Origin of the sequence: Flavobacterium sp. ALJ2, assembly GCF_015594725.1 — a bacterium.
In the GTDB taxonomy this organism is placed as follows: Bacteria; Bacteroidota; Bacteroidia; order Flavobacteriales; family Flavobacteriaceae; genus Flavobacterium.
The window spans coordinates 152,940-178,923 of sequence record NZ_JADNRC010000009.1 but is presented as its reverse complement, the minus strand read 5'-3'; the positions used below and the strand labels follow the sequence as shown (position 1 = coordinate 178,923).

The window sequence follows — 25,984 nt, the reverse complement described above, 5'->3', positions numbered from 1 at the left end:
CAACTGAAATCATAGTTTTGTTTTATTCTCAAACTCTTCAAGATACAATATCAATTAATAGCTATTTTTTGGATACCCCATTTATTAATTTTTTGAATACCCCATTCATTAGCTAAATTAGATTCAATAGCTTTTGTAATAACAAATAAACTATTTCCATTAGAATTACTAAATACAAAAAAGGGTTCTGCATCATGAAATGCTCCACCACCTTTATTATCAGTTATGTAATATTTTTCCAATTCTAATTTATTTATAAAGGTAAGATTTGAAGCGTTGTATGTATAGATATAAGGGGACTTAACTTGTGACCAAAAATCATCATTCGAAAAGATTAAAAATAAATTGTTTTTTATAGATGAGTAATCTAACCACTCAATATATGAGCCCTTTTCTGGGTTAATTTTGCCGTTGTACACCATATCTAAATTCTGAATTCCAGACGTTTTTAATACCGTTCTGGTATTAGAAAAAATTCTAATACCATCCTCAGAAAACCATACGTTTGGATTAAAAGCATAATCATCTTCGTTATACCTTGATTCATAACTATCATTGATGTCTCCATTCTGAATGTTAAATTTTTTAATCATAGCATGCGATGTAGGGGCTTGTGTATAAATATATTTTCCAGAAGGATGGAGTCTTCCTTTTGTTCCATCATGAATCTGATTGTAAATACTTATAGGTGATTCATTATTAGATAGCAAATTCATGTTAATACTTCTGATATATGTCCATTGACCTTCTTTTGGAAAAGCATATGCCCATTTATTGTTGCCTAATACTATATCAAGTACTGAGCAGGAAACATTATAAGTATTAATTATTGATTTAGTTTCAAGATTCACATATGTTATGTACCCATCATGACCAACTACTGCGGTTTCTCCATCTTGAGAAATGGAAATACAAGTTGGCTCATGTGTTAATAAAATGCTTTCTATTGTTTCTGAATTAGAATTAAAAATATTAATTTGAGATGGATTTGATGAAATGTAAACTAATTGATCTCTTTTTTTTGAGTATTCTGCATCAATAACATTTGTCTTCAAAATGTTTTTTTGCTCCTTAAATTCATTATTTGTAATATCTGAATCGTTTGTACAGCCAAAAAGAGTAAATATTAGGATTCCCAAGTATAGAATTTTATTCATTTTGTTTGTATAAATGATTTTTGCATTGTTTGAAAGTATAATCTGACTTTAAAAACGCAAATATATAAAAATATTAATTAGATCCTATTCGCTACAATAAAACCGCTTGTCCATGCATTCTGAAAGTTAAATCCGCCTGTAATTGCATCTACATTTACAATTTCTCCAGCAAAATATAATTTTTCATGTAATTTACTTTCCATGGTTTTAAAATTGATTTCTTTTAAATCTATTCCGCCAGCGGTTACAAATTCTTCTTTGAAGGTGCTTTTACCATTTACTTGAAAAGTGCCATTTGTTAATTGATTTGCTAAATTTTGAAGTTGAATTTTAGATAAATCCGCCCATTTGGTTTCGGCTTCGATAGTAGATGCTAAAACTAAACTTTCCCATAATCGGTTTGGGAAATCAAAAGGTGATTTTTTTGAAACTGCTTTCTTAGCGTGCTCTTGTTTTAAATCTTTTAGTGTTTTTTCGGCATCTTTGGTATCAACATCATTTAACCAATTTACAAAAATGGTAAATTGATAGTTTTTGTCATGCAAAATGCGTGCTCCCCAGGCCGAAAGTTTTAATATTGCCGGACCACTCATTCCCCAATGGGTAATTAATAAGGGGCCAGTAGATTCTAGTTTGGTATCTTTTACCTTCACGGTTACTTGTGCAGCAACACCTGGCAATTCTTTTATTCTTGGGTCTTTTATATTAAAAGTAAATAGGGAAGGGACGGGGCTAACAATGGCATGACCAAATGTTTGTAGCATTTCCCATATTTTAGGATTACTTCCAGTTGCAAGAACTAATTTATCGGCTATGTAATTCTGGTTTTGTGTTTCGATTTTCCAGAAGTTTTCTTTCTTGTAAATGGATTGTACGCTTTGTCCTGTAAGAACGGCAATACCTAATTTAGCAGTAGCTTTTAAAAAGCAATCAATAATAGTTTGAGACGAATTAGATACAGGGAACATTCTCCCATCATCTTCGATTTTTAGTTCTACTCCGTGTTTTTCGAACCATTCGATTGTATCTCCTGAACAAAATTGATGAAAAGGGCCTCGTAGTTCTTTCTCGCCACGCGGATAAAATTTAACTAATTCATTAGGTTCAAAACAAGCATGGGTTACATTACAACGACCTCCACCAGAAATACGAACTTTTGTAAGTACTTCGGATCCTCGTTCTAAAATAGCAACTTTTAATTTTGAGTTTCTCTCTACAATATTAATTGCTGTAAAAAATCCTGCTGCTCCGCCACCTACTATTATTATATCAAAATTTTGAGTCATATTTTTATTTTAACCTCTAAGTATCTTTGTCAAAGTTCTAGATTTTGACAAAGATTATAAGAATTGGTTTTATATTCTGTCAGGAAAATCACTAATAATCCCGTTTATGTTGTATGCTTTTATTCTTGCAATATCCTCCTTTTCATTGATTGTCCAAGGGAAAATCTGAAAGCCTTTTTCTTTTATTTGTATTGCGTTCTCTTTGTTTAGCAAATTAAAATCGGGATGAATTGCTTTTGCTTTTATGCTTTCTGCAAAAGTAATAGCCAAGTCAATATCAGTTTCGGTTAAAATACTAATGGGTATTTTCGGGTTCAGATTATTAATTCGTTGTAAAAAATCCCATTCGAAACTTGATACAATAAAAGAATCGTAATTCCAGTTTTTCTCCGAAACATATAATTCGATTAAAGTAGCTACGGCATCGGCAGTTCCAATACCTTTTAATTCTATATTAATAAAACATTGTTGATTTATTAAATCAAAGACTTCTGGTAATGTTGGAATCTGTAGTTTGTTTTCTATTCGGAACTCTTTTAATTCCTGCAAAGATAATGTATTTACAAAACCTTTTCCGTTAGTAGTTCTGTCAATTGTTTCATCATGAATTACGATAATATGACCATCAGAACTGAGGTGTACATCTAGTTCAATACCATCAGTATGTAAGTCTAATGCTTTCTGGAATGCTTTTAAGGTGTTTTCGGGTTCGTAACCTCTTGCGCCACGATGTGCTATTTTAAGAATTTCACTCATAGTTTTACAAAAGTAAACAAAATGATGTCGATTTTAAAAGTGAACCATAAAGACGCGTTAATCTATTAGTGGGCTTTATTAATTATCTATCCGTACGTTTTTGCGTACATTTGTTAAAATACAAATTATGAAAACAGTTAGCGTTACCGAATTTAGAGGAAACATTAAAAAGTATCTTGATATTGCTGAATCTGAAAAGTTAGTTATACATAGAAGTAAAGGTCGCTCTTTTGTGGTTATTCCTTTAGAAGAGGAAGACGATGAGTGTTTGCTAAGTGATAAACAAAAAATAGCGATAGATGAAGCTTTAGAAGATGTTGCTAATGACAAAGTACATTCTCATCAAGACGTTATGGAAGAAACTAAAAAGCGCTTCCCTCACTTATTCAATAGATAATCCATGATACAAATAATTTGGACTGAAAGAGCCAAGCTTGATTATTGGGGAAATATTGAATATTTGGAAAGAGATTGGACTTTGACAAATGTGTATAGTTTTATGGATAAAACAAATGATTTAATTGAGGTTATTAATTAAACAAAATCTAGTTTTTAAGCCAACAAAATATAAAAATGTATTTGAAGTTCCAGTAACAAAACAGATAATTCTGTTTTATAAAGTTCTAGAAAATAATGATATTGAACTTTTAAGATTTTGGAATACATATCAGAATCCTAAAAATCTTATGTTATAATAAATAGCAAAAGGTTTTTTGTGTGAGGTATAACCGGAAAGGACGCAAAGCTTTTTATTTAAGTTTTACTGTGAAGTTCTCAAAGTTTTAGTTAAAAAAAATAGCCAGAGATTAAACGAATTCACAAGATTTAAAAATCATTGTAATCGGTTTAATCTGTGGCTAAAATTATGTGTTTAAATCGTAACTTTTATTCCAGTTCTAATACTATTGCAGATTTTGGTTCTAAAGTAATTTCTGATGTTAAATCGAATGTTTTTCCTGTAAGGATGTCTTTTCCTGATTTAAAATTCTTGATGTTTTCTTTAAAACGATTTGTTTGAATGGTTTGCTCTTTTGCATTGTTATTGAAAACAACCATTACAGTTTTAGCATCTGTATATCTGAAGTAAACATAAGTGTTGTTCTCTGGAATATAATGTGTCATTTTTCCAAAATGAACCGCTTCATTTGATTTTCTCCAATTGAATAGTTTTGATGTAAAATCGAAATATTCTGATTGTTTGGCTGTTCTGCCTGCTGCAGTAAAAGCATTGTTTGTATCACCTTTCCATCCACCAGGAAAATCTAGACGTATTCCTCCATCACCTTGGCTTTTGTCTCCGCCCATTCCAATTTCTGAACCATAATACAATTGAGGAATTCCACGAACAGTTGCCATTAATGTCATTACCAATTTGTATTTAGCAATGTCATATTTGTATAGATCATTAATTCTACTTGTATCGTGATTTTCTGCAAAAATGAGAATGTTATTTGTATTTGGATACAGATAATCTAAGGCGAAATTGTTGTAAAATTTTATCATTCCGTTGTCCCAAGTTGCTTCGTCTTCATTAAAAGCGGATCCGATTTGATTGTGTAATGTAAAATCCATTACACTCGGTAAATTTGAATTGTAATTTTGGATTGCACCAATTTTACTGTCTTTTTGCCAATAGGCTAAATTTGCTTGATTGTGCATCCAGATTTCTCCAACAATATTAAAGTTTGGATATTCATCTGTAACCGATTTTGCCCAATTTGCCATTGCTGCTGGATCTGAATAGTTGTAAGTATCTACTCTAAATCCATCAAGATCTGCGTATTCAATCCACCAAATTGCGTTTTGAGTTAGGTATTTTGCGACCAAAGGATTTCTTAAATTTAAATCTGGCATTGATGGTACAAACCAACCATCAATACAAACTTCCTGATCTAATTTTGAAGCATGAATATCAGTAATTACTTCACGACGGTGATGCGTTTGTGTGTAGTTTTCAAATTGATTAATCCATGATTTTGTTGGTAAATCTTTCATCATCCAATGTGTAATTCCCCAGTGATTGGTGACGTAATCCATAACTAATTTCATGTCTCTTTTATGCATTTCATTAGATAAACGAACATAATCCTCATTTGTTCCATAACGAGGATCGATTTTGTAAACATCAGATTGTGCATACGTATGATACGAATGTTCTTTGTCGTTGTCTTCGTTTAATGGTGTGTTCCAGATTGTTGTTGCTCCTAGAGAAGAAATGTAATCTAAGTTCTGGATGATTCCTTCGATATCACCACCATGACGTCCGCCAGGAATTGAGCGATTTGCTTTCTCTACTAATGAAGCATCGCTATCGTTTTTAGGGTTTCCATTGGCAAAACGATCAGGCATGATTAAGTACATCATATCTGATGCGTCGAAACTTTTGCGTTGAGCAGAATTTTCTCTTCTTTTCTTTAAGGAGTATTTTTGTGTGTATGCAACTTTGTTTTTGTTTTTAAATGAAAAAACGAACTCTGATGCAGGTATGTTTTTAGTGTCGATTGTTACGAAAATGTAGTTAGGATTTTCGGTTTTTTTAATGTCTTTAATGACTACATTGTTAGAAACAGAAGGTTCATATTGTGCAATGTTTTTTCCGTAGAACATAATCTGAAGTTCTGGATTATTCATGCCAGCGTACCAAAAAGGGGGTTCTGTTTTTTGGATTTGCGCTTTCGCGGAAGCAGAAAACAATAAAACAAATAAGATTATTTTATAGATTGAATGGTTGAGTGTTTTTTGGATATTCATAATTTTAAATGTAATTATTCTCGATATGACAAAAAGAGAGTTATGAAAAAAAGACAAGTAATCTTGGAGAAAATCACTTGTCTTTTTAAGTTTTATTTAGTTTCGATTATGCTAATTGCATAACCACCACCTGGAACTGATAACTGTGATAGTTTTGATTTATTCGTTATAGCTATTTTCTTGATAGTGTAAGCTTGTGGATTTGTTTTGTAATGTGCATCTTTTGCATCAGCATAAATTGTTGCTGTGTATTTCTTTCCTTTTTCAAGGAAGTTGAAATTGATGTTTGATGTACGGCTTACATCTCCGTTTACGTTACCTACAAACCAGTTGTTGGTACCTTTTGCTTTACGAGCTACTGTGATATAATCACCTGGTTCTGCTTCTAGGTATTTACTTTCATCCCAATCTATAGCAACATCTTTGATGAATTGAAAAGCATCAGCAAATTTGTTGTAATGTTCAGGAAGATCAGCAGCCATTTGTAATGGGCTGTACATAGTAACGTATAATGCTAATTGATTTGCAATTGTGCTGTTTACGTGTGATTTGTTGTCTGGATTAAGTTTGCTAATATCCATTTCAAAAATACCAGGAGTATAATCCATTGGCCCACCAATTAATCTTGTAAATGGTAAAATCGTTACGTGATTTGCTTTAGATCCACCAAATGCTTGGTATTCTGTTCCTCTTGCAGATTCGTTACCGATTAAGTTAGGATATGTTCTACTAATGCCTGTTGGACGAACTGCTTCGTGCGCATTAACCATGATTTTATATTCAGCAGCTTTTTCTAATGCATATTGGTAATGGTTTACAATCCATTGGCTATAATGATTTTCACCTCTAGGTAAAATGTCTCCTACGTAACCACTTTTTACCGCATCGTATCCATTGTCGTTCATGAATTTGTATGCTTTGTCCATATGGCGCTCGTAGTTACGAACTGAACCTGAAGTTTCGTGGTGCATCATTATTTTTACACCTTTTGATTTTGCATAAGCGTGTAATCCTTTTACATCAAAATCTGGGTAAGGAGTTACGAAATCAAAAACATAATCTTTTGAATGTCCGAACCAGTCTTCCCAACCTTCATTCCAACCTTCAACTAAAACTGCATCAAAACCATTTAAGGCTGCAAAGTCAATGTATTTTTTTACGTTAGCATTAGTTGCTCCGTGTGTACCATTTGGTTTTGCTTTTGAGAAATCTGTAACACCAAGTTGTACTGTAGGAAAATCATTTGTGTATGACCAAGAGCTTTTTCCTGTAATCATTTCCCACCAAACACCTACGTATTTAACTGGTTTTATCCAAGATGTATCTTCAATTTTACATGGGTCGTTTAAGTTTAATGTCATTTTTGAATCAAGAATTTCTGTTGCATTATCGCTAACAATAATTGTTCTCCATGGAGAATGATTCGGCGCTTGCATATGTCCTTTATCCCCTTTTGCATCTGGAGTTAACCATGATTCGAATATCATGTTTTTATCATCCAAATTTAAATGCATACATGAATAATCAATTAATGCTGCTTCGTGAAGATTGATATATAATCCTTCAGCAGTTTTTAGCATAAGTGAAGTTTGTACTCCTGTTGGCGAAAAAGATTTTTGTGAAACGTTTGCTGTATATGCTTTTTCAGCTAATCCACGAATTTCTGATAATTTTGATTTTGTGTAATCATATTCTTGTGTGTCGTAATCACCAGGAATCCAAAATGCAGTATGATCTCCTGTCATTGCAAACTGTGTTTTCTCTTCTTTGATTACAAAATACGTTAGGTTTTTTTGTGTTGGGAATTCATAACGAAATCCTAGTCCATCATCGAATAAACGGAAACGAATTAATAATTGTCTATCTGTTCCTTTTTGACTTAATGTAACAGCTAATTCATTATAGTGATTACGAATCGTAGCTACTTCTCCCCAAACTGGTTTCCAGTTTTCGTCAAAAGTTGCCGTTTTGGTATCAATAATTGTAAAGTCATTCAATAATGATTTTTTATCATCTTTAAGCTCAAGACCCAACTTACTGGATTTTACAACCTCTTTGTTTTTGTATTTAAGATTGTAAGTTGGAGTTCCATCGCTTTGTAGCGAAAACTCCATGACAAATTTTCCTTCTGGTGATTTTAGTTGTTGCGCTTTTGTAATGTTACAAAATGCAACCAGAATGAAGGCTGTGAAAATGAAATTTTTCATGTTGTTAAATTAAAAAAATGTTATAAAAATAGATATAGATACTAGTATTTATGCTGTTACATATTTATTAGCTACTACGGTTTGGCCATTAACGACAATGGCTAATTCATGGTCTCCATCTACAGAAAACGTTGTTTCGTTATGGTTTATTGATACAGTTAGAATTTGATTTCTAAAGTTGATTTTAAATGAATATCCTGTCCATTCTTTTGGAATTTTTGGAGAGAAATGTAAGGTGTCATTTTTCACACGCATTCCTCCAAAACCCTCTACAATACTCATCCAAGTTCCTGCCATTGACGTAATATGGCAACCTTCTTCAACTTCTTTATTATAATCGTCTAAGTCTAAACGAGAAGTTCTTAGGTAAAATGTATAGGCCATATCCATTTTGTCTAGAGCAGCTGCCTGAATGGAGTGTACACATGGAGAAAGTGAGCTTTCATGTACAGTAAACGACTCATAAAACTCAAAATTACGCAATAGTTCTTCTTTCGAAAAATGTTCTTCGAAGAAGTAAAAGCATTGTAGAACATCGGCTTGTTTGATGTATGGTGAACGCAATACACGATCCCAAGACCATTTTTGGTTTATAGGGCGCTGTGAGCGATCCAAATCTTTTACGGGAACTAAATCTTTATCTAAGAATCCGTCTTGTTGTAAATAAACATTAAGTTCTTTAGAGAAAGGGAAGTACATATTGCCAGCTACTTTTTTCCATTCTTGAATTTCGTTTTCAGTAAGTTGTACTTTTTTAATAATTCTGCTGTAGTCAGCTGGATATTCGGCAGCAACCTTTGTAATTTGTTCTACGGCATAATTGATACACCATTTAGCAATATAGTTGGTGTAGAAATTATTATTGATGTTGTTTTCATATTCGTTAGGACCTGTAACTCCTAAAATCACATATTGATTTTTGTCTTTAGAGAATGAGGCTCTTTGATGCCAGAATCGAGCAATTCCGATTAATACTTCTAATCCTTTTTCTGGAATATAAGAGTAATCTCCTGTGTAACGGTTGTAATTAAAAATAGCAAAAGCGATCGCACCATTTCTGTGGATTTCTTCATGCGTAATTTCCCATTCGTTATGACATTCTTCACCATTCATAGTTACCATTGGGTATAAAGCAGCCCCATCTTTAAAACCTAAATTGTTTTTAGCATTTTCAATTGCTTTGTCAAGCTGATTGTAACGATAAGTCAATAAATTTCTAGCTACTTGCTGGTCTTTGGTAGCCATATAAAACGGAATGCAATATGCTTCGGTATCCCAATAGGTTGATCCTCCGTATTTTTCTCCAGTAAATCCTTTTGGCCCAATATTTAATCGGTTGTCCTTTCCTGAATAGGTTTGGTTTAGCTGAAAAATATTGAAGCGAATTCCTTGTTGTGCTTTTACATCACCTTCAATAGTAATATCTGACATCTCCCAAACTTTTGCCCAAGCATCAATTTGTTCTTGCAACAATTGATCATATCCTTTGCTTAATGCATCTTTAATTGCTTTTTCGGCAGCAGTAAGTGTGTTGGTATGATTTAATGAAACGGTGTATCCTCCAATTTTTTGTATAGATGAGGTTTGACCTTTTGCAATGATTACACCATAAGTATATTCTACTTTATCTGATGAAGAATCTATTGTAGAAGGTGATATGTTTATATTTTCGTTATTAGCAAAAATACTATTGTGCATAAAAGTTGTAACCTTAAAATGTGTTTTGTAGGTTTGAGCAGTAACGAAAGCTTCATTTGTAGCTTTTTTTACTTCAAGAGGCTCCCAGAATTTTTCTTCCCAGTTGGCATCTTCATTGGTAACACCAGCATCCAAATACGGTTTGTAAAGAATTTTTGCGTCTTTGTTTAATGGGGTAATTTCGTATTTGATAATACCAACTTCATCCAGATTCAAAGAAAGAAAACGACGTACATTAACGGCGATTTCTGTTCCATTTTTTAATGTTGCCTCAAATGAACGATTATACCAACCCTCCTTCATGTTTAATTCTCTGCGGAAGTTTTTTACTTCAGTACAAGAATTTAAATCAAAAGCCTCTTCATTAATTTCAATGTCGATACCAATCCAATTTGGAGCATTTAATACTTTGGCAAAATATTTTGGATATCCATTTTTCCACCAACCTACTTTGGTTTTGTCTGGATAATAAATCCCAGCTATATAACTTCCCTGAAAAGTTTTTCCTGAATATTTTTCTTCAAAGTTGGCGCGTTGTCCCATTGCACCGTTTCCGATACTAAAAAGACTCTCAGACGATTTGACTCTCTCGATATCAAAGCCTTCTTCTATTATTGACCAATTGTCTGGTTTTATATAATCTTGATTCATTTTTTCTTTAATTAGATAATTAGGCAATTGGATAATTAAGATAATTTGTCATTTGGAAAATTGTTTTTCAAAATGGATGATTTTAATCTACTTAAAGGCAATTGCTTTTTGGTGTATTACTTTTTTGTTATAATTATATAATTGTATTCATCTTAGTTGGATCATTAGTCATTATCTCATTTCCTAATTTGAATATTAACCAATTAGTTTTTCGATGAATGTTTTATCTACTAAGGAGAAGTCTTCAAAGATGTATTTTGCTTCATGCAAAACTGCTTTGGAACCAATCCCTATACTTATCATTTTTCCGATATTGGCAGCTTGAACTCCAGCAACAGAATCTTCAAAAACGATAGAATCTGCTGGATTTATATTTAATAATCGAGCGGCTTTTAAGAAAACTTCTGGATCTGGTTTCGCATTCGTAACGTCATTGCCATCAACGATAACATCAAAATAGGATATGATTCCCGTTTTTTCGAGAATCGGGCGTGCATTTTTACTTGCTGAACCCAATGCAATGGCTTGTTTTTTTTCTTTTAAAAATTGTAAAACTGGAAAAACCCCTGGAAGGATTTCGCTTTCATCCATATCTACTAAATAAGTCAGATAATCTTCGTTTTTTTGGATGAGCCATTTATCTTTATCTTCTTGTGAAGCTTGAATGTTTCCTAATTCTAAGATAATATCTAAGGAACGTACACGACTTACTCCTTTTAAAAGTTCGTTGTGTTCGTTTGTAAAGTCAATGTTTAATGCTTTTGCGATTTTTTTCCAAGCTAAATAATGATATTTAGCCGTGTCAACAATTACACCGTCTAGGTCGAATATAAACGCTTTTGTATTCATCTAATAATATGCTTATTTTTTATTTCTTTTGAAAAAGTATTTAAATTTTGATTGTCAGAAAATTACTTCTCAACTCATCAGAAAGAGAAATTTTTTAGATGTGGTTTTTAGGTTATAATATCATCTACATCTTTCACTTTGTAAACTAAAACTGCGGCTATCAAAAAACTAACTCCACTTGTAATTAAGGCATACATTGCATCACCATTATAAAGGTATTTTACGATTGGTCCTCCTATTATTGCGTTTATTATTTGAGGAATCACTATAAAGAAGTTGAAAATTCCCATGTAAACTCCCATCTTTTTTGGAGCAATTGACCCTGCTAGAATAGCATACGGCATTGCTAAAATACTAGCCCAAGCGACACCAATTAATACCATCGAAAGAATAACCCAATTTTCGTCAGGCATAAAGTAGATAGAGATTAAACCTATTCCACCAATAACTAAAGAAAGAGCATGAGTTGATTTTCTTCCAATTTTCTTTGCAATCATTGGGAGAAAAAATAAGGCTATTATTGCCGAGACAAGATTGTAAACTCCAAAAAGTATTCCGACCCAATCTCCTGCATCTTGATAGGTTTGACTTGAATTGTCGTCTAATGGTAATCCGTAAATATGATGTGCAATTGCAGGAGTACTAAATACCCACATGCCAAAAAGACCAAACCAAGAGAAAAACTGTACCCAACTAAGTTGGCGCATAGTAGTTGGCATTTTTGCAAAATCCGTAAAAATGTCTGTAAGTCTTGATTTTTCTTCAGAAGGAACGTCAATTTCACTTTGAGGATCTTCAAAATTGGCTAATTCTTCAGGAGAATATTCTTTGGTTGTAAATAAAGTTACTAGGATAGATCCAATTAAGACAACAGCTCCTAATATAAAAGAAAGTGTTAAATTTAAAGGTACGCTTCCTGGAACGCTGCTATTAGAAACTCCAAACCACTTCGTTAATACATATGGCAATGCTGAACCAATCACGGCTCCAAAACCAATAAGTGCTGTTTGAATGCTAAATCCTGCTGTACGTTGGTCTGTTCTTAAATTGTCGCCAACTAAAGCGCGAAATGGCTCCATGGCAATATTAAAAGAAGCATCCATAATCATAAGCATTCCGGCACCAACCCATAATGCGGGTAATACAGAAATGAAAATGTTTGCTTGTGGCATTAATATTAATCCAACTGAAGCTAGGATGGCACCTACAAGGAAAAACGGTTTTCTTCGTCCAAATTTCCCCCAGGTTTTATCACTATAATACCCAATGATAGGTTGAACAATTAAACCCATTAAAGGAGCAATTATCCAAAACCAAGAGAGTTCGTGTACGTCGGCACCAAAAATTTGAAGAATTCTGCTGGCATTTGCATTTTGTAAGGCAAACCCCATTTGTATTCCTAAGAAACCAAAACTCATGTTCCAAATTTCCCAGAAACTTAATTTACGCTTTTCCATTATCGTAATTTAATGAATGTACGATAAGCGCTTTGCTTATCAAAACTTAACTTATTTTTCGAAGTAAAAGTAAAAGTTTTGAGCTGGCGTAAATTTATAAATTATTTTTCTAAACAAGCAAATAAAAACCCCATTAAAATTAATAATGGTTTTTTTTATTTTGTATTGTAAGAATATTAATCTGTAGATTCTCTTTCTATTAGGTGGGTTTCAATGACTTCTGTTATATAGTTCTCTTCTTCCTCTTCTCCTTCTTCAGTTTCTAATTCTAAACGGTCTATTAGCATTTTAGCAGCTTTATTCCCCATTTTATTACCACTTTGGCTTACTGTTGTAATGGTTGGAGTCGAATATTTAGATATAATTCCATCTGTAAAGGCTATTACAGCTAAATCTTGGGGAACTCGAAGTCCCATTTTATTGGCCGTTTTTATTATAGTAACTGCAAAAAGTTCATTAACCGCAAAAACAGCATCGATTGCTCGGTCTTCTAATAATTGGCTAATGATTATTTCGCAAGTATCTACATCTTCAATCTTAATAATAAGGTCTTCGTTAAAAGGGATATCATTATCTAATAATGCTTTTGTATATCCATCTGTTCTAAGTTTTCCAACGCTAACGTAATCAACAGTAGTAACTAAGGCTATTTTTTTGCGTCCTTTATCGATTAAACTTTGAACTGCTTCATAAGCTGCAGCTTTATCATCGATGATTACTTTGTCGCATAAAATATCATTTGTAACGCGATCAAACATTACAACCGGCATTCCTTGATTTATGACTTCGGTTATATGATGAAAATCGCCTTTAAATTGTGTTTCTTTAGATAAAGACATTATAAAACCATCGATACTTCCATTGGCAAGCATTTCCATGTTAAGTACTTCTTTATCAAATGAATCGTCAGAGAGACATATGATAACGCTATATCCGTTTTCGTTAGCTACTTGTTCTACACCATTAATAACGGTTGAGAAGAAATGATGTACAATTTCGGGAATAATAATACCAATTGTTTTGGTTTTACGATTCTTTAAACTGAGTGCTATATTGTTGGGTTTGTAATTGTAGAATTTAGCGAAAGCCTGAACTTTTAATCGGGTATCTTCTCCGATTTCTAGACTGTTACGTAGTGATTTTGAGACGGTAGAAATAGATACATCAAGCTCCTTTGCAATTTGTTTAAGAGTTATTTTGCGTTTCATAGCTGTCGATATGGAAATAATTGTTTTGTTAATAAAGATATGGTTTATTTTTAAATATGATAGTATTATGCCTAAAAACTTATATAATATAGAAAGTTTTCAACACTATCACGTTTTCGTAAACCAATAAAAAACGGTATGTGTCGGGCACGTTAATAAATCCTTAATTTTGAAATTCGAAGTAAAAATAAAAGTTAATTAATCAACCGAAACTCAATTTTAATTTAAACAAAAAGTATGAAAACAATTTATAAAAAGTTGTTATTTTTATTCTTACTCCTTCCTTTCAGTGTGTTTGCTCAGAACACATTAGATGGTGTTGTTTTAGACAAAGCAACAGGGCAACCAATTCCAGGAGTAAATGTAAATGTACAAGGTGGTACCAATGGTACTTCGACAGATTTTGATGGGAAATTTAAGCTATCTAATTTGAAGAGTGGTGATAAAATTATCGCATCCTTCATTGGTTATGTTAGTGCTACTGTAAGCTTTAGTGGTCAAAAAACAATAAGTATTTCGCTAGACGAAGATGCAAATCAGCTTAGGGAAGTTGTAGTACAAGTAGGTTACGGTACTGTTAAGAAAAAAGATGCTACTGGATCTGTATCGCAAATTTCTGCGAAAGAATTTAATAAAGGAATTAACGTAACTCCAGAGAGTTTAATTAGCGGTCGTATTTCGGGTGTTAATGTAACAGGAGGGGGAGCGCCAGGAGCTAAAGCGGATATTAGAATTCGTGGAGGGTCTTCGTTAACAGCTTCTAATGAGCCATTAATCGTTTTAGATGGACTTCCTTTAAGTAATGCCGTTCCTGATGGAGCAACTAGTATTTTATCTACAATAGATCCTAATGATATTGAGTCTTTTACAGTCTTGAAAGATGCTTCTGCAGCTGCGATTTACGGTTCTAGAGCAGCAAATGGAGTAATTGTTATTACTACTAAAAAGGGAACTAAAGGTGGAGTAAAAGTTAATTTTAGTTCTCAAGTTGGTGTTAATACAGTAGCAAATACAGTTGATGTAATGAGCGCAGATCAATTTAGAACTTTGGTAAATGCAAAAGGGACTCCTGCGCAAAAAGCATTGTTGGGAACTGCGAATACAAATTGGCAAGATGAAATCTTCCATACAGCTTTAACAGCTAATAATAATATATCTGCAAGTGGTTCATTATTTAATAAATTACCAGTAAGATTATCTGTTGGTAACGTTAATAATCCAGGAATCTTAAGAAACACTTCTTTTGAAAGAACTACGACATCGATATCGTTAAATCCAGTTTTATTTGATAATCATTTAAAAATTGATATCAATGGAAACTTATCCTTTGGTAAAAATAGATTTCAAGATGAAGGAGCAGTTATTGGTGGAGCACTTAGTTTTGACCCTACACAATCTGTTTATCAGGCTGGTTCTCGTTATGGAGGATATTTCGAATGGTTAGATCCTACAGGGAATTTACCATTATTGCCAGCAAGAAATCCTATGGCGAGATTAAATCAAGAAGAAAAAAGAGCGACTTCTACCAGAAAATGGGGTAATGTAAGAATAGACTATAAATTTCATTTCCTTGAAGATTTGAGAGCTGTTGTAGAAGCGGGTATTGATAGATTTGATAGTAGCGGATATAATGAGCAAAGTATAGAAAGTGCTTTAGGATACCAGCCTAAAGCTTTTACTGAGCAAGGTTATGCGAATTTTGGAAACTATAATAGCTATACCAATACACTACAGAATAAAAACTTAAATGCGTATTTTAATTATACCAAGGATTTAGGAAAATTTAAACTTGATGCAACTGCAGGTTATAACTATCAGATGTTTCAAAAAGAAAAATATGTATCGGGAGAGACTAGACAGCCAAATCCTGTAGAATTAACTACTATTGATCCAGATGTTAACTTACAATCTTATTTTGGTCGTTTGATCTTAAATTATGATAGTCGCTATTTAGTAACATTGAATTATAGAAGAGATGGTACTTCACGTTTTTCTAAAGAAAACAGATGGGGTAACTTTGGAGGAGCTGCACTTGCTTGGAATGTAGCCGAAGAATCTTTCTTGAAAGGGAATGAAACACTATCGGGTTTAAAATTAAGATTCGGATATGGTACAACTGGGCAGCAAGATATTCAAGCTCAATATGATTATTTAAGAAGAGTAACACTTGGTACTATTAATTCTCAATATCTTTTTGGAAATACTGTTTATAAAACAGCTAGACCAGAAGGGTATAATGAAAATATTAAGTGGGAAGAATTGACAGAGATGAATTTAGGTATTGATTATGGTTTCTTTAATGATAAAATTACAGGAACAATTAACTACTTTGATAAAAAATCAAGCGATTTATTGGCAGAAGTTGTGGTTCCAGATGGGGCGAATATAAGAAACTCAGGGATATATAATGTTGGTAGTGTTAGAACTAAAGGGGTTGAATTTAGTATTCAATCAGACATTATTAAAAATGATAACCTAACTTGGAATGTTGCCTTTAATGCGACTTATATAGATCAAAAAATCACTAATCTAGGAATGACTGTTGATGGTTTTGAAGGATATTTAGCAGGAGATAATATTGCTGGAGGTGGACAAAATAAAATCCAAATTAATTCGGTAGGATATGCACCAAATTCATTTTTAGTGTATGAGCAATTATATGATGCTAATAAGAGACCAATTGCAGGAGCTTACGTAGATAGAAATGGTGATGGGAAAATAGATGATGGAGATCGTTACAGAGCTCATAAACCAGCACCAGATTACACTTTTGGTTTCTTCTCTACTTTAAACTATAAAAAGTTTGACTTTACAATGAACTGGAGAGCAAGTTTAGGAAATTATATTTTTGATAATGTAAATTCAAATTTAGGATACTCAGAAGCTGGTCTAAGAAGACAAACAGATTTGTCTAATGTAAGTTCAGATTATCTTAACACTGGTTTCACTTATGAAGATAATGGTACACAACGTTATTTGTCTGATTATTACATAAAAGATGCTTCTTTTATAAAATTAGATAATGTTACTCTTGGTTATACTTTCGATAAATCATTATTAAAAGCAGCTTCTTTAAGATTTACACTAGGAGTTCAAAATGTTTTTGTTCTTACGAAATACGATGGTTTAGATCCTGAGAAATTCAATGGAATCGATAATAATGTTTATCCAAGAGCCAGAACTTTCTTGTTTGGAGTAAATGCAAATTTCTAATAGTACACTGAAAAACACAATTTTAAAATAAACAAAATGAAAATATCATTTAAACATATATCTTATTTCTTCCTATTCATTTTGGGATTAAATATGACGCTTACTTCATGTACGAGCGATCTTGATGTGACTCCGCGTGATAAAAATGAATTTTTATCGGAGGACTTTTTTAAAGATCCAACATCGTACAAACAAGTATTAGCAAAATTATACGCAGGCTTATATGTAGGAGGAAATGACGGAGATGGTAAACCGGATATTAGTGGACTAGGAGGAGATTTTAGTAGTTACTTACGATTGCTTTTTGTTACACAAGAGCTTCCTACAGATGAAGCAATCATCGGTTGGGCTGATGGCGCTTTACCAACGTTGAACACACAGGCTTGGTCTTCTAATAATGCATTTTTATCAGGAATATTTTCAAGAGCATTTTATGAAATTAGTATTGCTAATGAGTTCTTGAGACAAACTACCGATGAAAAGTTAACTGCCAGAGGTGTTGATGCTAACTTGAAAACTGAGATTGCAGCTTTTAGAGCAGAAGCTCGTTTCTTAAGAGCATTTTCATATTATAATTTAATGGATTTGTTCGGTAATGTGCCAATTACTACCGAAGCAGACCCAGTTGGACTTTTTTATCCAGTACAAAGAACAAGAGCAGAGGTTTTTGCTTTTATCGAATCGGAGTTAAAAGATTTGGACAAGAGCATGGTTGCTTCGAAAGCAAATGAATATGGTAGAGTTGATAAAACGGCTGCTAAGTTTTTATTAGCAAAAATTTATTTGAATTCTAAAGTATATACAGGAGTAGAAAGAAATAATGAAGCTGCAACATTGTGTAGTGAGGTTATCAATTCTAATTATACATTTGCAGGTAATGTTCCTTACAGTTATTTATTCTCTGCAGATAATGATAGAAATGGTGCTCAAAGCGAATTTATTTTTCCAATTATAAGCGATGGTAATGCTATTAGAGCTACAGGTGGAGGAATGAGTTTTATTATTCACGCTGCTATTGGTGGTAGTATGGATGCTCCTTATCTAGGGTTAACAGGTGGATGGGAAGGTACTAGAACCCGAAAAGAGTTTGTCGCTAGTTTTGGTACACCTTCAGGTCAATTTGAATTTTATCAAAGTAAAAGCAAAAGCAATGTTACTAAAACAGGAATTTTGGTTAACAAAGACGGTTTAATTTTTGATTCTAATGATAAAAATGAGAAAGAAGCCGGATTTAACCCTAATAGTACTTATTTATTTAGTTTAACAGACGGTACAATAACTTTAAATGGTGTGCAAGTTGCAGCTCCAACTGGAAATAATAAACCAGTTTCATTAGGAAAACAAGTTACATGGACTGATAAAAGAATTTCTTCTTACACACCAGGTCAATCTTTGGATATTAATAATATAGGAGTTTTTAAAGAAGGGTATGCTATAACAAAATTTGTTAATGTTAATTCTGATGGGTCTGCAGCACAAAGAAGCGATATCCCAGATACTGATTTTCCTATGTTTAGATTATCAGACGCTTATTTAATGTATGCTGAAGCAACTGTAAGGGGTGCATCTACAGGGAATATAGCAACTGCTTTAGGTTATGTAAACCAAATTAGAGCTAGAGCAAATGCGGCACCTATTACAACTGCAGGATTAACTCTTGATTTCCTTTTGGATGAAAGAGGAAGAGAATTGTATTGGGAATGTCATAGAAGAACTGATTTGATCCGTTTTGGAAAATTCACAGGTAGTTCTAAAACTTGGCAATGGAAAGGTGGAACGCAAAATGGTGCTGGAACGGAATCATTTAGAGACTTAATGCCTATTCCGTCAACAAATATTCAGGCAAATCCAACATTGAAGCAAAATCCAGGATACTAACACCTTTATAAAATAGTAAAATGAAAAATATATATAAAATTTTAATCGCATTTATTGGTGTATTGGCGATATCATGTAATGCTGATGCAGTGGATAATAGATTGATTATTGATGCTGTTTCTGCACCAGAAATAACAGCTCCTGCAACAGGTAAGGTGTTTGTTTTTGAAGAAGAGCAAGGCTCAGATGTAGCTGCTAAATTTACTTGGTCAGCTGCGGAATATTCTAATGCTGTAGTTGTAAATTATACGTTGTTAATTGATAAAAAAGGAGGCGATTTTGCAAAAGCATTAACTCTTGCAACGACTACTCAGGTTACTGAAGCTTCAGTGCTTGTTAAAAATTTAAATCAGGCGGCGATTGATCTTGGAGGACCTACGGGTGTTGCTTCAGAGTTTGATGTAAAGATTGCATCAAGTGTTTCAGGAGGGGTTCCTCAACTATCAAAAACACTAATAACAATAAGTGTGACTCCTTATGCAGGAAGAGTGGTTTATGATTTTACAGATTGGTATTTAGTGGGTGATGCAACTGTTTCAGGTTGGGATAATAACAAAGGAAATCAAATTCTATTCAGAAGTGGAACAAACTCTAATGAATATACTTTTACAGGATTTTTTAAAGCAGGTGCATTTAAAACTATTAGTAGTTTAGGTAGTTGGACCCCAATGTATGGTGGATCAGATGGGTCTTTAGCTTACAGAGGTAAAGATTCAGATCCAGATCCAGCTAGTTTTGTGATTCCTGTTTCAGGTTATTATACCTTTAAAATGGATGTGCAAAAGTTAACATATGAGTTAGTTGCTTATAATGCTTCTGCTGCTAAGATTTATGATACAGTTGGTATTATTGGAGATAGTACACCAGGTAGTTGGGATTCTTCTACACCAATGGTGAAATCTACTTTTAACGAACACATTTGGAGTTTAGGTGTAACTGCATTGAATGACGGTGGACTTAAATTTAGAGCAAATGATAGTTGGGATGTCTCTTGGGGAGGAAAAACTCCTTTTTCTGGAGGGGGTACTGGGGATAATATACCAGTTGAAAAATCTAAATATGTTGTTTACTTCAATGATTTAGACGGAAGCTACTTAATGATTCCAAATCAAGAGTAATTTTTCTTGAAATAAAAAAAGGCTATCTACAGTTTAAGATTGGTCGGAAGAAAAATCTTCCGACCATGACTAATCTATGGGTAGCTTTTTTTATAATAGAACCATCCATCTAGATTATGAAAAAACTTTTATTAATTGATTTTATCCTTTATATATAAGAATAGATGCTCTAAATACAGACCCTAGCTACCGTAAGAGCAATATAATTAATACTATGCCGAATAAATCTCTCAGAAAGTAGCTAAGCTAACAAGTTTACAGTTGCTTTTTTTTGCGTTTTCGCGACTTTTCGCAAAAAAAATTATATGTCATAGGCTCAAGAAAGCTTAACTTTATGATATTAACCGCAAGAACCCTTTGGTGTAGTACGTGATTTTAAACAATAAACATGTTAAAAATAATTACATCTTACATGATTTTTAATCCGATTGATAAAATTGTGGCTCTTTACGAAGAAAAAATTGCTCTTTATGAGCGTATGCTGAAAGATAAAGAAGAAATGATGTCGAAGCTAGAAAAATTACTCTAACGGAAATAAAAAGAATCATTAATAGTCTAGGATATAAAACAGAATGAAGTTATCTCAAAATAGGCAGCCTCTTTTTTATATGCCTCTTTTTTGTTTTAATTTGTTTCGTAATCCGACGGTTTTAAATTATTCAATTAAAATTTTTACCTGTTCTACTAATTTTTTTAATGAAAAGGGTTTAATCATATATAAATCTGCGCCTAATGATAGTCCTTTTTCAATATCTTGTTCCTTATTTTTTGCTGAGAGAAATATAATTTTGCAGTGTTGTAATCGTTCGTCTTTTTTTATTTGTTCTAAAGTTGCATAACCATCTACTCTAGGCATCATTACATCCAAAATAATTACATCTGGAAAATGGTTTTTTAAAATATCTAAAGCTTCTTGACCATCTCGGGCTATAAAAACCTCAAAATTATTTTTTTTGAAAGTATATTCTAAAGACATTACAATGTTTGGTTCATCATCTACGATTAAGATTTTTTTCATTTCTAACTATTTTTGATTGTATTATAATTTGGTAAGGTAAAAACAAAAGCAGCTCCTTCAGATATATTATCTTCAGCCCATATTCTGCCTTTGTGATGTTCAATAATCTGTTTACAAATAGCTAAACCTAATCCGCTTCCTATAGGTTTTTTTACATTCTGATTTCTAGATTGATAGAACTTATCAAAAATGGCTTCAAAATCTTCAGTTTTAACTTTTTTTCCATTATTGTGTATTTTAACTTTAGTATTTGTTTGATTTACATCAACAGAAATCGTTATTTCTCCATTCGTTTCAGAACAAAATTTTATGGCATTCGATAATAAGTTATGAATAACCTGTATGATTCGTTCTTCATCATAAAATGCTTTTATTTCTTTATCGGCATCCTTAAATTCAACCTTAATTCCTTTGTTTTTTATTAATTGTTGTAGAGAATCTAATGTGTTTTTTATCGTTTTTGAAATATCATTTCTAGAGAGATAAATTTTTTGTTTCCCTGTTTCAAATTTCTCTAAATCTAGGATTTTATCAATCAGACGATTTAAGCGATCTGATTCAGAAATAATATTTTGTAAAAATTTTTTTCGTAATTCTTCCGGAATATCATCATCGTCATGTAGAATCTCGCTCGCAGCACGGATTGCAGTAATTGGTGTTCTTAATTCATGAGTAACAGTGTCTAAAAATTTATCTTTTTGAATGTCTTTTTCGACTAATTTAAGATTAGCATTTTTTAATTGTTCAGATATTTTTTTTAATTCATTAGAGGTATCTATTAGCTTTTTATTGATAATGATATTCTCTTTTGATTCTTCTAGAATTTGTAATACTTCGGGCAGACTTATTTTATCCTCTTTGATTACACTAGATATTAATATTTTGGCGGAAGCCGTACCGATATGTCCTGTTAATAGATTTTCTGCAAACTTTATAAAACGCGAATCGGCAGTAGTGATGTTTTTATCAATGCTGTATTTTAAATTAAAAATAGTCAATGCACGTTTTGTTCTATCTTCACCTAAAAAGCGATGTAATACTTTTTGAATATCAGAAATATAAGCCGTTCCTTTCCATATAAAAGCATTTTCGTGGTTGGTGATATATTTGTCAATATCAACAAACATTTCAGCATAATTACGCTCCCTGTAATTTCCATTAAAACTTAAGGAGATAGCCATATAAGCCATGGTATTAACTAATAAACTCCAAAAGGCAGCATGTGGCGTAGGTTCTAAATAATCCAATCCAAAAAGCTGAAAAGGTTTGAGGAGTTTAATTCCCCAAGGACCATCTTGAATAAAGAGACTTGACGATTCGGTAATTCCAATGCCATAGGGAATTAAAAGCGTGTAAAGACAAGTCATAAAGCCCAGAATAATTCCAGTTATAGCCCCGTTTTTAGAACCTCTTTTCCAAAAGAGTGCTCCAAAAAAGGAGGGAGCCAGTTGGGAAATTATGACAAAAGAAATTAGTCCGATAGACACTAAAGAGTAATCCAAAGTAAAAATTCTATAAATAGCATACGACAAAATGATTAGTAAAAAAATACCTACCTTTCTGCTGATTAGGATTCGTTTGTTGTTTCTTATTTGTGAAGAATCCTGTAGTGAACCTATAAAACCATAGGGGATTAATAAGTTGTTACTTAACATAGTTGCTAATGAAATAGAAGAAACTATAATCATAGATATAGTTGCTGAAAATCCACCTAGAAATACCAATACAGTTATTGCATTATTATTGAAATATTGTGGTATCAATAAAGAATAAGTGTCTGAATTGTAGCCTAGCCCGTCAAAAAGGATATTTCCACCCCAAGCAATTGGAAAAACAAAAATATTAAAAAGCAGTAAATATAACGGAAAAAGCCAAATTGCTGTTCGAATGTGGCTTTCTTTATTGTTTTCTATAATGGCAGTGTGAAATTGTCTAGGTAACAGAAAAATGGCAAACATAGACAACATACAAAGGAAAAACCAGTTAATTGCGTTAGTGACGCTGCCGATTGTATTTTTCTTGTCGAAATTTTCAAGTAAAACGGCTTTTTGGTAAATATCATCAAAACCATCAAAAACAAAAAAGGTTACGTAAATGCCAATCATCGAAAAGAAAATTAACTTTAAGATAGATTCCATTGCTACAGCTGTTATGATTCCTGGTCTTTTTTCAGAAGCATCTACATAACGTGTACCATAATAGGAAGCAAATAGCGCTAAGGCAATGCAAACATAAGTAGTCGTGTCTGTAAAAATATTATCACTTGATTGCGTTTTGCTAACAATATGAAACGTTTCTGAAATTGATTTTAATTGTAAAGAAATATAAGGGACTATTCCAAAAATACAAATCATAGTTACTAATGCTCCAAGAAATCTACTATTCCCATATCGTAAAGAAATAAAATCTGCGATGCTTGAAATTTTATTTATTCTTGAGATTCTAATGATTTTTTTTAGAATTATCATCCATGTTGGGATAATAATTATGGGACCCAAATAGATAGTCAAATAGTCTAATCCAGTTTCTGCAGCTAAACCAATGCTACCATAGTAAGTCCAAGCAGTACAATAAACGGCTAATGATAGTGAATAGGTATAAGGATTGTTTGCCCATTTAGAATTTCTTTTTTTCTCAGACCAATAGGCTATATAAAATAGTATTGACACATATAGTGCTAAGATTAATAATAGCCAAATACTATTCATAATATTTTTTTGTGATTATGTATGTAATAGCAATTGAGAATAGCCATACTGAAAAAATGTATATGTATATTATGGGAAAACCAAAAACCGATTTTGAACTGTCAAATAATAGTAAAAGCGGAATGTTCAATGCTAATAGGATTAACATTGAAAGGATAATCAATTTTTGTTCGTGTCTTTTTTTCATTGAAAAAAAATAAGTAATCTCTATGAATAAATATAGAGATTACTTATTGTGAAATTAATTTTATTATTTATTCTTTTTGATCGTAATCTCCCATTAAAGCGTAGTACCCAAAGGTACCTAATCCTAAAACAATTAGTGGTGTAATTATACAAAGGATTATAATTCCGAAGACTAAATCTTCTTGTTTTCCTGATGTTAATTTTGGTATCCCAAAGATGAAGATACAAAAATAGCCTGCAGCAATTGCTAATGCTATCCAAAATAAGCCTAAAACTCTTTTTATTTGATTCATAATGATGTATTTTTTTAGATGTGAGCTTTTTTGTCTTTATTTTTAATGTAAATCATACCAATGAGAAAACAGACTGCCGCGATTATTATTGGATACCAAAGGCCTTCGAGGTAAAATTCAGGATCGCCAGTTTCTTTTGCATTTATTACAAAATAAGTAGAAATGGCAGGAAGTAAGCCCCCGAAAATTCCATTTCCTACATGATAAGGTAATGACATAGAGGTATATCTAATTTTAACTGGGAACATTTCGACTAAAAAGGCAGCAATTGGGCCATAAACCATGGTTACGAATAAGACTTGTACAAAAACTAAAAAGATTAGAGACCATTCATCGGAAGTGTTAATTCTTATCGTTGTTTTGGTTTCTATTTTTGCTTTACCATCTACAAGCATAGCTTTACCATTTTCTAGAGATACTGTTTTTACTTCTGTAAAAGTGGTTCCATCTGCAAACACTTTGTTGGTAGTGTAGATAGAATCCATGGTTTTATCATTGCTTTCTTTTAGCTCAGCCAAAATTTTAGTTTTTTCAACCATCTCCGTTTTGTTTTTTACAGCTGTGGTCTCGTACATGCTTTTGTAAATAGGTCTGTATAATAAAATGGCTAGTAACATTCCGCCCATCATAATGTATTTTCGTCCTATTTTGTCACTTAACCAACCAAAAAGGATAAAAAATGGTGTTCCAAAAATTAGCGATATTCCTAATAAAGTATCGACTTGCGAAGAATCAATAGACATTACTGTCTTCATGAAATTCATCGCATAAAATTGCCCCGTGTACCAAACAACTCCTTGACCCATTGTTGCTCCAAATAAAGCCAATAAGACAAATTTTAAATTGTAACGATTTCCAAAACTTTCTTTTAACGGATTAGTGCTTGTTTTTCCTTCTGATTTGGCTTTAGCAAAAACAGGAGACTCGTCCATATTTTTTCTAATTAAATAGGAAACAAATACCATGATAATCGAAACCCAAAATGGAACTCTCCATCCCCATTCGTCAAATTGTTCAGGGCTAAGAAGGTTTCGTGTAGCCAAAATAACCATCAATGATATAAATAGTCCGACAGTTGCGGTGGTCTGGATCCAAGAAGTCCAATATCCTCTTTGTCCTACTGGAGCATGTTCGGCCACATAAGTTGCGGCTCCTCCATATTCACCGCCAAGAGCAAGCCCTTGAAGTAAACGTAGAATTAGTACTAATAAAGGTGCCATAAAACCAATTGTTTCATAACTTGGAATACATCCAATCAAGAATGTGGCTCCTCCCATTAATAATAAAGTAACCATAAAGGTATATTTACGACCAATTATATCTCCTAATCTTCCAAAGAAAAGGGCTCCAAACGGACGAACAACAAACCCCGCTGCAAATGTAGCGAGTGTAGATAAGAAGGCGGCGGTAGGATTGTCTGATGGGAAAAATTTGGTTGAAATGACAACAGCCAAGCTTCCAAAGATATAAAAATCGTACCATTCAATCATTGTACCCATTGAGGATGCGGAGATAACTTTCCAGATTCCTTTTGTTGATTTTTCACTCAT

The 25,984-nt window shown here is 32.7% G+C and carries 18 protein-coding genes and 1 pseudogene; 6 read left to right on the top strand and 13 right to left on the bottom strand.

Translation table 11 applies throughout. From position 1 onward, the window contains the following. Positions 1–50 precede the first annotated feature (50 nt). The 3 genes from IUY40_RS12270 to IUY40_RS12260 all read right to left on the bottom strand — a co-directional run bounded on the left by IUY40_RS12270 (position 51) and on the right by IUY40_RS12260 (position 3,199). The gene (locus tag IUY40_RS12270; RefSeq protein ID WP_195737156.1) at positions 51–1,157 is read right to left on the bottom strand and encodes a hypothetical protein; all 1,107 of its coding nucleotides are present in this window, start codon (positions 1,155–1,157) and stop codon (positions 51–53) included. 77 nt (positions 1,158–1,234) lie between these two features. Beyond that, positions 1,235–2,443: an NAD(P)/FAD-dependent oxidoreductase gene (locus IUY40_RS12265; RefSeq protein WP_195737155.1), complete on the bottom strand. Its 1,209-nt coding sequence runs from the start codon at positions 2,441–2,443 to the stop codon at positions 1,235–1,237. Between the two features lie 69 nt (positions 2,444–2,512). After that, positions 2,513–3,199: a glycerophosphodiester phosphodiesterase family protein gene (locus tag IUY40_RS12260; RefSeq protein ID WP_195737154.1), complete on the bottom strand. Its 687-nt coding sequence runs from the start codon at positions 3,197–3,199 to the stop codon at positions 2,513–2,515. Between the two features lie 127 nt (positions 3,200–3,326). Between IUY40_RS12260 and IUY40_RS12255 the strand changes: the two genes are divergently transcribed. After that, positions 3,327–3,596, top strand: a complete 270-nt coding sequence (locus IUY40_RS12255; protein WP_195737153.1) for a type II toxin-antitoxin system Phd/YefM family antitoxin — start codon at positions 3,327–3,329, stop codon at positions 3,594–3,596. A 3-nt stretch (positions 3,597–3,599) separates the two neighbouring features. Further along, positions 3,600–3,737 carry a hypothetical protein gene (locus IUY40_RS12250; RefSeq protein WP_195737152.1) on the top strand — a complete coding sequence of 46 codons (138 nt, stop codon included), beginning with the start codon at positions 3,600–3,602 and terminating at the stop codon, positions 3,735–3,737. 347 nt (positions 3,738–4,084) lie between these two features. Here IUY40_RS12250 and IUY40_RS12245 read toward each other — a convergent pair whose 3' ends face one another. The 6 genes from IUY40_RS12245 to IUY40_RS12220 form a co-directional block, all read right to left on the bottom strand. Further along, complete coding sequence (locus tag IUY40_RS12245; protein WP_195737151.1) at positions 4,085–5,950, bottom strand: glycoside hydrolase family 13 protein; 1,866 nt, start codon at positions 5,948–5,950, stop codon at positions 4,085–4,087. Between the two features lie 92 nt (positions 5,951–6,042). Next, positions 6,043–8,157: a glycoside hydrolase family 97 protein gene (locus IUY40_RS12240; RefSeq protein ID WP_195737150.1), complete on the bottom strand. Its 2,115-nt coding sequence runs from the start codon at positions 8,155–8,157 to the stop codon at positions 6,043–6,045. A gap of 48 nt (positions 8,158–8,205) precedes the next feature. Next, on the bottom strand, positions 8,206–10,506 hold the full coding sequence (locus IUY40_RS12235; protein WP_195737149.1) for a glycoside hydrolase family 65 protein: 2,301 nt from the start codon (positions 10,504–10,506) through the stop codon (positions 8,206–8,208). A gap of 195 nt (positions 10,507–10,701) precedes the next feature. Beyond that, a complete protein-coding gene (gene pgmB / locus IUY40_RS12230; protein WP_195737148.1) occupies positions 10,702–11,355 on the bottom strand; it encodes a beta-phosphoglucomutase in 654 nt (217 codons plus the stop codon). A gap of 107 nt (positions 11,356–11,462) precedes the next feature. Next, complete coding sequence (locus IUY40_RS12225) at positions 11,463–12,812, bottom strand: MFS transporter (RefSeq protein WP_195737147.1); 1,350 nt, start codon at positions 12,810–12,812, stop codon at positions 11,463–11,465. Positions 12,813–12,988: 176 nt separating this feature from the next. Beyond that, complete coding sequence (locus tag IUY40_RS12220; RefSeq protein ID WP_195737146.1) at positions 12,989–14,020, bottom strand: LacI family DNA-binding transcriptional regulator; 1,032 nt, start codon at positions 14,018–14,020, stop codon at positions 12,989–12,991. Between the two features lie 237 nt (positions 14,021–14,257). Between IUY40_RS12220 and IUY40_RS12215 the strand changes: the two genes are divergently transcribed. The 4 genes and pseudogenes from IUY40_RS12215 to IUY40_RS12200 form a co-directional block, all read left to right on the top strand. After that, the gene (locus IUY40_RS12215) at positions 14,258–17,233 is read left to right on the top strand and encodes a TonB-dependent receptor (RefSeq protein ID WP_195737145.1); all 2,976 of its coding nucleotides are present in this window, start codon (positions 14,258–14,260) and stop codon (positions 17,231–17,233) included. 36 nt (positions 17,234–17,269) lie between these two features. After that, positions 17,270–19,111: a RagB/SusD family nutrient uptake outer membrane protein gene (locus IUY40_RS19475; RefSeq protein ID WP_229335537.1), complete on the top strand. Its 1,842-nt coding sequence runs from the start codon at positions 17,270–17,272 to the stop codon at positions 19,109–19,111. A 20-nt stretch (positions 19,112–19,131) separates the two neighbouring features. Then, on the top strand, positions 19,132–20,229 hold the full coding sequence (locus IUY40_RS12205) for a SusE domain-containing protein (protein WP_195737144.1): 1,098 nt from the start codon (positions 19,132–19,134) through the stop codon (positions 20,227–20,229). Between the two features lie 418 nt (positions 20,230–20,647). Further along, a pseudogene (locus IUY40_RS12200) lies at positions 20,648–20,758 on the top strand (XRE family transcriptional regulator); the annotation flags it as partial. Positions 20,759–20,884: 126 nt separating this feature from the next. On the opposite strand, the gene IUY40_RS12195 reads toward IUY40_RS12200, so the two are convergent. From IUY40_RS12195 to IUY40_RS12180, 4 genes are all read right to left on the bottom strand, one after another. Beyond that, positions 20,885–21,247 carry a response regulator gene (locus IUY40_RS12195; protein ID WP_195737143.1) on the bottom strand — a complete coding sequence of 121 codons (363 nt, stop codon included), beginning with the start codon at positions 21,245–21,247 and terminating at the stop codon, positions 20,885–20,887. Between the two features lie 2 nt (positions 21,248–21,249). Further along, positions 21,250–23,955: a sensor histidine kinase gene (locus IUY40_RS12190; protein ID WP_195737142.1), complete on the bottom strand. Its 2,706-nt coding sequence runs from the start codon at positions 23,953–23,955 to the stop codon at positions 21,250–21,252. A 254-nt stretch (positions 23,956–24,209) separates the two neighbouring features. Beyond that, positions 24,210–24,434: a DUF6814 family protein gene (locus IUY40_RS12185; RefSeq protein ID WP_195737141.1), complete on the bottom strand. Its 225-nt coding sequence runs from the start codon at positions 24,432–24,434 to the stop codon at positions 24,210–24,212. Between the two features lie 14 nt (positions 24,435–24,448). Further along, on the bottom strand, positions 24,449–25,984 hold the full coding sequence (locus IUY40_RS12180) for an MFS transporter (protein ID WP_195737140.1): 1,536 nt from the start codon (positions 25,982–25,984) through the stop codon (positions 24,449–24,451).